This is a genomic window from bacterium, assembly GCA_021159335.1.
Lineage (GTDB): Bacteria > UBP14 > UBA6098 > B30-G16 > B30-G16 > JAGGRZ01.
In genome coordinates this window covers 1-11731 of sequence record JAGGRZ010000118.1, presented here as the reverse complement: position 1 = coordinate 11731, position 11731 = coordinate 1, and the positions used below count along the sequence as shown (strand labels likewise).

General features: G+C 44.6%; 10 protein-coding genes. 5 read left to right on the top strand and 5 right to left on the bottom strand.

The window, feature by feature from the left end; translation table 11 throughout:
• The coding region (locus J7J62_06370; GenBank protein ID MCD6124777.1) for a hypothetical protein at positions 1 to 1685 on the bottom strand (1685 nt) is incomplete at its 3' end.
• A 158-nt stretch (positions 1686 to 1843) separates the two neighbouring features.
• Here J7J62_06370 and J7J62_06365 point away from each other — a divergent pair.
• The gene (locus J7J62_06365) at positions 1844 to 3973 is read left to right on the top strand and encodes a T9SS type A sorting domain-containing protein (protein ID MCD6124776.1); all 2130 of its coding nucleotides are present in this window, start codon (positions 1844 to 1846) and stop codon (positions 3971 to 3973) included.
• A 74-nt stretch (positions 3974 to 4047) separates the two neighbouring features.
• On the opposite strand, the gene J7J62_06360 is transcribed toward J7J62_06365, so the two are convergent.
• Genes J7J62_06360 through J7J62_06350 form a run of 3 tightly spaced genes read right to left on the bottom strand, consistent with a single transcriptional unit; the run spans position 4048 to position 7490 of the window.
• Positions 4048 to 5202 carry a hypothetical protein gene (locus J7J62_06360; protein ID MCD6124775.1) on the bottom strand — a complete coding sequence of 385 codons (1155 nt, stop codon included), beginning with the start codon at positions 5200 to 5202 and terminating at the stop codon, positions 4048 to 4050.
• A 7-nt stretch (positions 5203 to 5209) separates the two neighbouring features.
• Positions 5210 to 6466 carry an SLBB domain-containing protein gene (locus J7J62_06355; protein MCD6124774.1) on the bottom strand — a complete coding sequence of 419 codons (1257 nt, stop codon included), beginning with the start codon at positions 6464 to 6466 and terminating at the stop codon, positions 5210 to 5212.
• Between the two features lie 46 nt (positions 6467 to 6512).
• Positions 6513 to 7490, bottom strand: a complete 978-nt coding sequence (locus tag J7J62_06350; GenBank protein ID MCD6124773.1) for an RluA family pseudouridine synthase — start codon at positions 7488 to 7490, stop codon at positions 6513 to 6515.
• Between the two features lie 91 nt (positions 7491 to 7581).
• On the opposite strand from J7J62_06350, the gene J7J62_06345 reads away from it, so the two are divergent.
• From J7J62_06345 to J7J62_06335, 3 genes are read left to right on the top strand one after another with little or no spacing between them, the layout of a single operon-like run.
• Positions 7582 to 7983 (top strand): hypothetical protein, encoded by a 402-nt coding sequence (locus J7J62_06345; protein ID MCD6124772.1) that lies wholly within the window; start codon positions 7582 to 7584, stop codon positions 7981 to 7983.
• A gap of 17 nt (positions 7984 to 8000) precedes the next feature.
• Positions 8001 to 8600 carry a lipoyl synthase gene (locus tag J7J62_06340; protein MCD6124771.1) on the top strand — a complete coding sequence of 200 codons (600 nt, stop codon included), beginning with the start codon at positions 8001 to 8003 and terminating at the stop codon, positions 8598 to 8600.
• Positions 8564 to 8890: a YraN family protein gene (locus tag J7J62_06335; GenBank protein MCD6124770.1), complete on the top strand. Its 327-nt coding sequence runs from the start codon at positions 8564 to 8566 to the stop codon at positions 8888 to 8890. The genes J7J62_06340 and J7J62_06335 overlap by 37 nt, the downstream gene beginning before the upstream one ends.
• A gap of 131 nt (positions 8891 to 9021) precedes the next feature.
• On the opposite strand, the gene J7J62_06330 is transcribed toward J7J62_06335, so the two are convergent.
• Positions 9022 to 9924: a tyrosine recombinase gene (locus tag J7J62_06330; protein MCD6124769.1), complete on the bottom strand. Its 903-nt coding sequence runs from the start codon at positions 9922 to 9924 to the stop codon at positions 9022 to 9024.
• A gap of 439 nt (positions 9925 to 10363) precedes the next feature.
• Here J7J62_06330 and dnaA point away from each other — a divergent pair, with 439 nt between their 5' ends.
• A complete protein-coding gene (dnaA, locus tag J7J62_06325; GenBank protein ID MCD6124768.1) occupies positions 10364 to 11728 on the top strand; it encodes a chromosomal replication initiator protein DnaA in 1365 nt (454 codons plus the stop codon).
• Positions 11729 to 11731: the final 3 nt, after the last annotated feature.

Genomic DNA, 11731 nt, shown 5'->3' with positions numbered 1-11731 from the left:
ACAAAAAGCCTTGAGCCATCCATAGTGGTTCCATTCGTAACGCGAACTTTGTATGGGGGAATACTTATGGAAGGTGTGACCGAACTATCCGTAGGGTTAACCACCACCAGTCCACCCGTGAATCGGCGGATGAAACAGCCTGTGCTATCTCTGAGTTCGGATATTGTGCTTTCTGCTGTGTCGATAGGAGTGCCTATGGGCAGGTCCATTTCAGGGAAATGCGCGAATATGCTGTATTTTCTCGCATTTGCGTAATAGGCGGAATCGTCCGCGATAAGAAGATAACTCGCATATGTGTAGATGCGGGTTAGGGTGTAGTTTTCCGGCACATTGGGAAGAGCGAGGAAAATTTTATGGTGTTTACTTATTGTGTTTATGGCATTGTTAAGATGCGTTTCCCATATTCTTCCCGAGTAAAGGCCACCCCAGTTGGAATAACAGAACCCCTCTTTCATAGCACCAGATGCAATGTCCAGCAGTGTATCGGACATACCGTTGAATATTACCGGGCCGGGAGACGCAACAGAAACAACCGAGTCCATGTATTCACATGCTCCGCTGTACCATGCTGCTGAGTCGTAATCGAATGGGTAACCTGGGACCTCATACATCCAGCGGGCAATTCGCACCGATGTGTTATCCGAGAACACGCCGTTGTAGTTTGGAGATGTTAATGCCTGCTCTATCATGTCGACGGTGTAATTTCGCCATAGGGGAGAGGCTATGTTCATAACATAATTTTTGTATGGATTGGTCCTGAGGCGATTATTAATGTTGGTCGTCATGAAGAAACCTTTGGGTATTGTATCGACTGATATTGGCGTTTTCACCACTACTTTAAATCCTCTGCCGGCATAGTAGTGAGTGTCGTGGTCCCAGGTTATCAGAGCCGAGATTATGGAATCTGTGGGTCTAAAAGTTATCGGGAATGTTTCGCCGGGGTCGATGCGCCTGTTGTGGTTCACATCGAGTAGAACTAACACCGATTCGGGCGTGACCCCAGAAACTCTTATTTTTAATTTTAACGAGTCCAGGGTATGTGGTCCTGTCCCATTAATGAATGCCACTGAGTCTATGCCTATGTGGTATGGTGGTGGGAGTATTGAGCCCAGAGCCCAGACATGGGAGAATTCGAGGGTGTCGCCGTTGGTGTCCACGGTCGCTATCCTTAGGCATCCATGCCACGGTGGCGAAACAATTTTTGCAAGTCTCCCTGTAATAAGCGAGTCTTCCCAGACAGTAACGCTTGAACTGTCATGGTCGGCAAGAATAACTAAGTATCCGAGCAATGTGTCGAATCTTCTATCGTTGGACCAAGAAACACAAAGTGTATCGCCGCGCCTGCTAAAACTTATGTTGGCTGGGTCGCAGGAATGAAGAAACGCCCACTCGTGAGGATTAAGAAGGCTGTCGTAGCCAGTCATTGTGGTGTGTAACGAAACCATGCATCTATACTTCAAAACTTTCAGGTTAGGATTTATGGCTATCATTTTTTGCCCGTCGTTGTATTGTTGTTCGTCAATGAGGACGAAGCGTCTTGCAGCGAAATCAGCGAGGAACATATCGCCTTTTATGGCACCATAATTAACTAAATAAGCTGGGAATCCCTGCGAGCTGAATGTAGAATCAGGCTGCGAGAAAGACGAGCCGACAAGTAAAAAAATAAGGATTATCATTGTTAACATAAAAAATCCCCCTAATCTTGTAATTCTTATTAAATAATAGTTTAGCTTAGAAATTTTTTCAATGAAATTGTTTAACCTACTTATCAAGCTGGCATTTTCATGTTGACATTAAGAGAATTAGACCTTATAATTTAATTTGAATAATAAGGAGGTGAGTTATGAGAAGGCTGTTTGTTGTGTTAATTTCATTCCTTGTCGCCCTTTCTTTTGGAAGCCAAATCTATCTTAACGAGATAGCAGAAATCCCTATGGGCAAAGTCGGCGCCATAACATCAGATGGCAGGGTAATTTACGCTGGAGTTGGCGGTGCTGTTAGAATTTACAATGTTTTCAACCGTGACCTTCCGCAAATGCTCGCAAAAATCGATGGTTTCTCAAGCAAAGTTAAACAGGTCGAAGTTGTAGACGGAAAGCTTTTCGTTATCTGGGAGAAAGAAGGGCTGAGGATATACAACATTTCGAACCCATACTCTCCTGAATTTATCGGCAAATTCCCCACCACTGAAGACAAGGAATTCCCGACATTCTCAACATTCGAGGTTGATGGCAACAGAATGTTTATTGCAGGTAAAGGCTATGTTGCTGTTCTCGATATTTCGGACCCGATGAATCCTAAGCTCATAAGAAGAGTTGGAATAGACGGCACACCGCTTTGCATGGATTACTACGAGAACAGGCTTTTTATCGCTGACGGGAAATATGGTATGTTCGCCGTTGGATTAACGCCTGACAGCAGATTCTTCCTTCTTGGTCATCAGCCCGGAACATATACATCGTTGCAGGTATACAATGGTATAATTATATATGGCCGCTGGGATCAGGAAAAGCCGAACGAGAAACGCATTTTTGGCAGAAGGATTTTCTCTATACCGTTCTCAACGCCGATGGCAGTCGATATATATGATGGTATAGTTTACGCTGGTGGATATAAGAACTTTGCTATATATGAACTCGTCGATGGAAATCCTGAGCTGGTGTGGGACCTTGAGGGTATGCCGACCCTTGACTTTGGACATATAGATAACTACCTGTATCTTGCTAACGATTATCAAGGGATCTCCGTTTTCGATATTACCGACTACCATGCACCGATAAGAATAGGTAGGGTTGAGACATACGGGACACCTCAGAGAGCATGTATACTTGATAACACCCTTTATATCGCAGTAGGAAGGCTTGGTGTTGTTGCGTTTGATATAACCAATCCTGCGCGCCCCGTGAAATTGGGGTTCATTAATGGCATAAAGCTCGCCACAGTCTGGGATGTTGAGGCGTATAACGGTAAGTTATATATTCTTGGTGCAAGACAGAGCAAGAAGGAGGATGTGTATATAGAGATTGCGGACCCGAAAACCATGAGCGTTTACGATGAGTTCCCTGTTGTCTCCACTGAGAAAGGACCTGATCAGATAGGGCGTGTTGAGATTAATGATTATTTCTGCACCGTTTCACTTGGCAGAGATGGCATAGCTGTCATGACGCCTAAGAAGGATATATATGAAACAAGATATATAATAAGGAATCCCGGATCACAGTTTTACGATATAGAACTTGGTGGAGATCTGCTTTATGCTTCAGATTATCACGGTGGGTATCATATATTCAAACTTGGCGATGGGTTCCCGAAAGAGCTGGGTTATGTTAAAACGAGCAATGGCGGCGGAAACGGTATATGCCTTGTCGGAAAATATATGCTCGCTGCTGATGGTCCTAATGGGATGGTTGTTATTGATATATCGAATCCGGAGAAACCATATATGGTTACCTCTAATCCATCTGTTTGGGGGATGGATGTTTATGTGAATGGTGATTATGCGTATCTTGCTGATGGTGCTGGACAGATGAAGGTTTACGATATATCCAAACTCCCCGATGTAGAACTTGTCGCCGAGCTTCCGAAAAATGGCTATTGGTCCTACATATTGGGCAAGGATGGGTATATATTCGGCATCGATGTGTTTAACGGTGTTCATGTATATTCTGTCGGGACTGCAACCTCCAAAGCTATAGCCCAGCGGAAGCCTACGGAACTCAAGATTCTGGGCAATTATCCTAACCCCTTCAATGCTGTTACCGAGATAGACTTCGTTATCCCCGAAAAGTCCAATGTGGATTTATCCATATACGATGCTTCGGGAAGGCTTGTTAAGAAGCTCATAAAGGACAATTTGCCTGCGGGAAGATATACACTTGTGTGGAATGCGGGCGATGCTCCCAGCGGAAATTACTTCGCAGTTCTTAATACTGACCACGGTTCGGTGAGAAGAAGAATGACATTGGTGAAGTAAAGACGGAAATGTTAAAACCGTTGATTAGGCTGCCCCGGTTTAAGCCGGGGCTTTTTTATATGTCCTTCATTATTTTATAAGGATTGAATTTTACGAAATTTATCCATATAATCTTTCCATATGGTCCAGAGGGATAATACTATGAAGACTCCGAAAAACGCTGAAATCCCCATTATGGACTTTTTCGGTCTTACCTTTTTATCGCGCGGGGTTGCTTTTGATATAAGGTGTAGTGTTTTAATCATCCGCTGCTCGTTTATGCGAGCTTGTTCATATTGCTGCTTTAGATATTGATATGTTATTTCTTGTGTTTGGTATTCTCTATATAAGTTCATATATTTCATATACAAATCTGGATACTTTTGTATCCCCGGAAATATGTCATCACCTTTGGACTCGAGTTGATGGATTTTTTTCCTTATACCGTCCATTTGTGCTTGTATTTGGACTATCTCGGGTGAGTATTTTATGCCAGCTAATTTTAATGCTTTAAGCTGAACATCGTATATAGTTAGTTGTGCGTAAAGTTGAGCTATGTTTTCAAGAGCAACTTTGGCTTGGTCTTCTATGGATATAGTCTTGTGCTTCATTTGGAATTCTGCCAGATTTTGCGCTGCGGTAGTAAGTTCTGATTTACACTGGGCTAATCGTTCGGCGACGAATTCTCTAAGCCTTTTGGCGGAAACAATTCGCACCCGTTGAAGTGTTCGATCGATAAGTTCGACTATCGCATTGGTTATTTGAGCGGAAAGCTGTGGGTCACGCGCTTCATAACCTATTCGTAAAATTCCTGCTCCCGTAGGTTTAACGAAAAGGTGAGAGAAGTAACTTTTTCGAGTATCCTCAATGGTTCGCTTTCCGTAAAGTTCCTTTAGGTTAAACCTTTCTATTATAGAATCAGCAATGCCATATGAACTTGCCATGTCAGCCCAAAGGTCAGTGGGCGTTACCATCATTGGAAGAGCAAAGCTCCCCTCACCGCCGCCAAGGTCAACTCCCATGCCTATTATCCCGCCTACCACAGCGCTGACGGATGTCGATATACTTGGCGTGTATGCGGGCATTATCTGTGCTTCTGCGCGATACCACTTGGGCAATGCAAATCCTATAGCGACAGCAATTATCCCTGCTAGTATGGAAGCTGCCAATATAAGCTTCTTCCGTTTGTTTATCGCTCTTAAAACCTCGAAAAATGTATATGTATCACTATTTCTTTGTATATCGTTCATGTCCCTTTTAGCGTGAAAGTCTGTCTATAATATAAAGAACCGTTATTCCCGCGCTGAGTATTCTTCCTATCGTCTCTATAACATCTTTTGTCAATTGGAAGTAACTGTAGTAAACTATTATCACATCCCCTGGCATTAGTGGATAGGCTTTTTTTGGCGAAAGTTTTTTCCCATTCCTGAACACTGCTATTCTTGCTATAGAGCCTTTCTCGCTCATGCCACCAGCCATAGCTACATACGCTTCAACGCTTAAACCCGGATAATAGGGATAGGTTCCGCCGTTTGCGACAAGCCCACCAACTATAATCGAATCGAGATGAGTGGGTATTATCACCACATCGTTTGGACTCAAAGTCACATCTTCCTCGAAAAGGTTTATGGTTTTTGGCTTTCCATCCCTTATCAGCAGCACAGAGGACAATCGATTGGATTTCGAGAAAGCCCCGCTTCTTTGCAGAAATTGGGAGATAGTTTCGTTTGGCTTATATCCATAGAAGCCGCTTCGTACCCCGCCTCCGTAAAGTTTCACAAGACCGTTCGTAGCGTCAATCTGAGGCACCACAACTATGTCGCCATCTCTTAGATACGGGTTTGCGGAGATGTCTCCTTCAGCAAGGTAGGGCGTTATATCAATCGTCTCAGTTGAGCCATCCCGGTGGGTTACTTTTATTTTTGATAGGTCAGCGAGTCCGGTTTGACCACCAGCGAGTTGAATTATGTCCCATATTCTTCCAGTAGCGCCTATCTGGTAGCTGCCGGGGAACTGAACACAACCCGCAACATGAGCAACGAATATCCTCGCGAAAGCAAGAGTTATAGCGAATTTTTTCGGATTGTAGACATATTTTACTGTGTCTGCAATTATCTTTTTTGCGGCAGCCCAGGTTAAACCAGCGATTTTTATAGCCCCATAGCCTGGAATAGTTATGAAACCATCGTTCGTTACTTCCAAGAACTCGTCCACAGATGACACGCCCCAAACCTGAAGGTGAATGACATCGTGCGGTCCGACTATGAACTTTTCTGCATCTATTGGTCCCTCAAGAGGTACATATCCTACTTTCTGAGCAACTTTTTGAATAGCTTCCTTGGCTGTTTGGATTTCGCTTATTTTCTCAAGTGCTTTGCCAGCTCCCGTACTGACTGCGGTGGGTGATATAGTGGTTCTTCTTAAAGAGGCTGGCTGCTTGATAGTAGGAACCTGTGAACTTGCTATTGATACAAGCATTAAGAATATGGCGGATATTGTGACTAATTTTCTCATATTGCTAAAATAGCTAATGTATAATGTTGCGCAAATATTTTTTAACTCACTCGTCGGGTATCAGAATTTTCCATTCATCGCCGCGAAGCATTCTTAGAACATTCGCGAAATCAGGCGGAATGTCTGCCTTGAGACGAATCTTCTCCCCAGTCGCAGGGTGAATGAATTCTATCTTCCACGCGTGAAGCATTTGCCGTGGCGTTATTTTAAGCAATTCTTCAGCTTTACTACGGTATTGCGGTGGTATACCGCCGAGCCTGCTTTCTCGTCCACCGTAGTCGGGGTCTCCGAACACAGGATTACCTATATGTTGAGCGTGAACTCGTATCTGGTGGGTTCTTCCCGTGAAAAGTTTTACCCTAACCAGTTCGAGAAACTCTAAGGAGGCTATCCTTATAAAGAGGCTTTTGGCTGGCTTTCCGCCGACGACTACTGCCTTTTTGAGAGGGTCTTTTGGATGTCGTCCTAATGGTGCGTCCACAAGAAATTCTTCCCCGGGCAAATGTCCCCATATCAGCGCGATGTATTCTCGGTTTATTTCGCGGCGGCTCAGCATTTCGGAAAGTTTAAGGTGAACAGGTGCTCTTTTTGCAACTATAACGAGTCCTGATGTGTCCTTATCGAGTCTGTGAACGACTCCTGGACGGTAATCGCCACCTATAGGCGAAAGTTTTTTTGTGTGTCCAAGAACCGCGTTTATAAGCGTTCCGCTCCAGTTGCCCTTCGCTGGGTGCGTGACCATTCCAGGAGGCTTGTTTACGACTATAAGATGTTCATCCTCGTAAACTATGTCGAGTGGTATATCTTCAGCGAGAAGCTTGAAAGGCTCCTCCTTGGGAAGTTCTATTTCTATAATCTCGCCGCCTCGAAGGATGAAATTAGGCTTTGTGCCCTTGCCAAGGACTTTTATCCCGCCGCTTCTTATTAGCTTTTGAATCTGATTACGCGAAAGTCCTATACCTTGTTGGACGAGGTACACATCGAGCCTGCACGGAATTATGTCCTCTGGAACTGTTATCCTCATTACTCTATCGTTAATCGTATTTTCGGTAAAAAGCAAAACAAAAATTCCGTTATATCTTGACACAAGGCGTTTGCGTTGCGATTTTTGCTTCATGAAAGTGCTGCGAAAACCACATTGGTTCAAACGGAAGTTCATCGCCAACGAGGAACTTGGCAGAGTGATATCCTCAATTCGGCAATATGGGCTTCATACCGTTTGCCATGAGGCTCGATGCCCAAACATAAATTATTGTTTCTCTCATGGTCAGGCTACATTCCTTATTCTTGGGGATGTGTGCACCCGCTCGTGTCGGTTTTGTGCTATAAAAAAGGGCAAACCCAAACCACTGGATTTGGACGAACCTAAACGAGTAGCAAAAGCCGCAAAGCAGATGAATCTTTCCTATGTCGTGGTAACATCTGTCACGAGGGACGACATTCCAGATGGCGGCGCAAATATTTTCGCGATGACCATAAATGAGATAAGACGCCATTGGACGAACCTAAACGAGTAGCGAAAGCTGCAAAACAGATGAATCTTTCCTATGTCGTGGTAACATCTGTCACGAGGGACGACATTCCTGATGGTGGCGCAAAGATTTTCGCGATGACCATAGATGAGATAAGACGCCAACTGCCAGAGGCAGGCATTGAGGTATTAACCCCCGATTTTATGGGAAATACAGGGGCTCTCGACATGGTTTTGAGTCGACGACCTGATGTTTTCAATCACAATGTTGAGACGGTTCCGCGATTGTATCCAGTTGCTCGCCCGCAAGCTGATTATGCTCGTTCACTTAATGTCCTTTCGTATGCTGCAAAAAACTATGATTCAGTAGTAAAATCTGGATTTATGGTTGGTCTCGGTGAGACCGATGACGAGATATACGATTTGATGCGTGACCTAAGAAATGCAGGCGTTCAGGTAGTGACTATAGGGCAATATCTTCAGCCTTCACCCAAGCACCTGCCGATAGAAAGATTCGTAACACCTGAGAAGTTCGCTGAATACGCAGAATACGGGGAGAGGGAACTTGGCTTTATCAAAGTTTTCTCAGGACCCCTTGTTAGAAGTTCTTTTATGGCGCAGGAAGTATGGAGGAAAGCACGGGAAAAAGCAGCCGCAGGATAGGCGAGATGGCAGAAAAGCTGGCTGCGGGCTTTCTCAGGAGCAAGGGATACACGATTCTGGCGAGGAATTATCGAACGCAAACCGCAGAAATAGACATTGTAGCAAAAGATGGCGAAACTCTGGTGTTCGTTGAGGTGAAGTCGGCTAAAAGCGACAGATTCGGCATACCCGAGGAAAAAGTTGATTCGAGGAAAAGGAAAAGAATCATAGCTGCATCAAAGCAATTCATGTTCGAAAATGATATGGCTGACACTCCTGTAAGATTTGATGTTATTCATGTTCGAAAATGATATGGCTGACACTCCTGTAAGATTTGATGTTATAGCGGTTGAGATACCATCTCTTGATATTCGCCATTACATCGATGCTTTCATGGAGGAGTTCGAGCCGAATGGCTCTTATGAGCCTTGATAAGCGTTTTCTATTTTCCCCTTGGATGCGATTTTCGATAGATTTCTGCGAGGCGCTCTATTGTGAGATGTGTGTAGATTTGCGTTGTAGCCACGCTTTCGTGTCCAAGGAGTTCTTTAACACTCATTATATCTGCGCCCATCTCAAGCAAATGCGTTGCGAATGTGTGTCTAAGAACATGCGGACTGCTTTTGCCATCGGTAACGACGGACAAATACTTGCGAACTATATTGTACACCTGCCGCGGGGATATTCTGTTTCCATCCCTTGACAGGAAAAAAGCTTTTTCATCGGTGTTTTTCGCCAATTTTGGCCGCGAAAGAGAGAGGTAGTCGCGAATAGCGTTTCTGGCAGCCTGACCGAAGGGCACGAAGCGCTCTTTGTTGCCTTTCCCAAGGACTTTTACGCGCATCATCTCAATATCGACATCGCGGAGATTTAGTCCCACAAGCTCTGCGCGCCTTATTCCGGTGGCGTAAAGCAGCTCAAGTATCGCGAGGTCGCGTCGACCAAGTATGGTGTCCTTATCAGGCAGACTCAAAGCCTTATTAGCTTGAGCAAAATCGAGGAAAGATGGGAATTTTTTGTGGAGTTTTGGAAGTTTGAGGTATTTGGTGTAGTTGGTTTCTATCGCGCCGATTCTGAAAAGGAATTTGAAAAACGACCTTACAGCGGCGATTTTGGTGTGAATGGTACTTACCTTGTATCCAGAAAAAAGCAGTCGTGAAAGGTATGCGCGCAAAACTATCAGGTCTATTTGTGAAATGTCAGCTAATCCTTCCGGGAACTCATTTTCGAGGAACTCAACGAAAAGAGAAAGGTCCTGCTCGTAATTGGCGACGGTGCCATTTGAGAAGCCTCTTTCCTTGCGTGCGTAGAGAAGGAATTCGCTTATGTAATCCTGTAGTTTCACGATTCTAATATAAATTATTGAATTTTTTGCGCAAGAATTGTTATTATTTTAATCTATCTTGTTGCTATTTGGCGTGTTACACAATTTTTTACGATTTAAATTCTAAAGGGTTAAATATGTATTTTCCATTGGTACGCAACAAGTTGTGGCGACGATGACGGACTTTCTTGTGCTTTTGAGTGTTAATACACATCTTAAAGTATATTTCGAGCCGAATTAAGTATTTCCGTTGAATAACAATGAGTTATAAGTTTTATTTAAAACAATCTTGACAGCCAAGTTGGACTGGATTATTCTATAGTTGAAATTTTTGATAAAGCTTCGAAGTTATCAACAGAGGCGGCCTCTCCAAGGGCGTAAATAGTTGTAACAAAAGGAGTTATAAGTTATCAACAATTGTTGATAAGTAGGGACTTTTTTGCTCGGAAGCGGAGACGAAATGGGTAATAAGGAAGGTATTTGGAATCGGTGTCTTAATATTATTGCTTCTCAAATTAATCCTCAGTCGTTCAGAGCGTGGTTCGAGCGCACCCGCCAGATACCCGCCGATGATGACTCAGTGCTTATATTAGCTGACTCACAGTTCGTGGCAGAGTGGCTCGCCAAGGAGTACAGCGAATTAATAAAAAGAACCGTTGAAACAGTCACAGGAGAGGAACCACAAATTTTCGTGGTCTTCTCGAGAAATGGTAAATATGAGTATATCCCACTTCTTGCTGACGAGAGGAAATCGGAGGACAACGAGGTTGAGTCGGTTTTCAATCCACGATATACATTTGACCAATTCGTCGTGGGTGAGTTTAACAGACTTGCGTATACTGCTGCGATGGCTGTCGCTGAAGCTCCCGGGAAGACGAAGTACAACCCGCTTTACATCTACGGTGGCGTGGGGCTGGGCAAAACGCATCTTCTTCAGGCTATAGGGCACTTCGTCAGGAAAAATCATCCCGAGAAGGTGGTGCGATATGTTACATCGGAGCGGTTTACCGATAGATTCGTGAATTCGCTTATCAACAAAACCACCACGCAATTCAAGCAATACTTCCGCAAAGCTGACCTTCTGCTCGTGGATGATGTTCAGTTTTTCTCGGGCAAGGAGGCTATTCAAAACGAGTTTTTCCACATTTTCAATGCTCTTCACCAGCGTGGGCAACAGATAGTGCTTACCTCAGACCTGCCGCCATCGCGGATTAATGGGCTTGCAGAGCGCCTGCGCTCGAGGTTTGAGTGGGGACTTCTGGTTGACCTTCAGCCGCCCGAGTTCGAAAGCCGTGTCGCTATTCTTCGCCGGAAAGCTGAGGCCGACGGTATCGAGATACCTCAGGAGGTGCTCTCCTACATTGCTCAGGTGATAACCACCAACATAAGGGACCTTGAGGGCGCACTGATAAGACTTCTCGCTTACTCATCGATACAGGGCAAGGACATAACGCTTGAGTTTGCGGTAGATGTTCTCAACAATCGTGCACCTATGCTTACCTCGGGCACGAAAAGCATAACCCTTCAGGACATTCTGAAAGCCGTTTGCGAGAGACTCGGCGTATCAGAGGAGCTCGTGAAAAGCAGGAAGCGGACGAAACGCGCTGCGACCGCAAGACAGATAGCAATGTATCTCGCGAGGAAACTTACCAACCATTCCCTTTCATACATAGGCAGTTTCTTCGGCGGGCGAGACCACGCAACGGTGGTTCACGCATGCAAAAAAATATCGACAAAAGGCGGGGAGATAGCGCGTATAGTCCATCAAATTCAATCGCGGCTTACTGGCGGGAAACTCGAGGAGGAACATCTTTACGGGGCGTGAAAA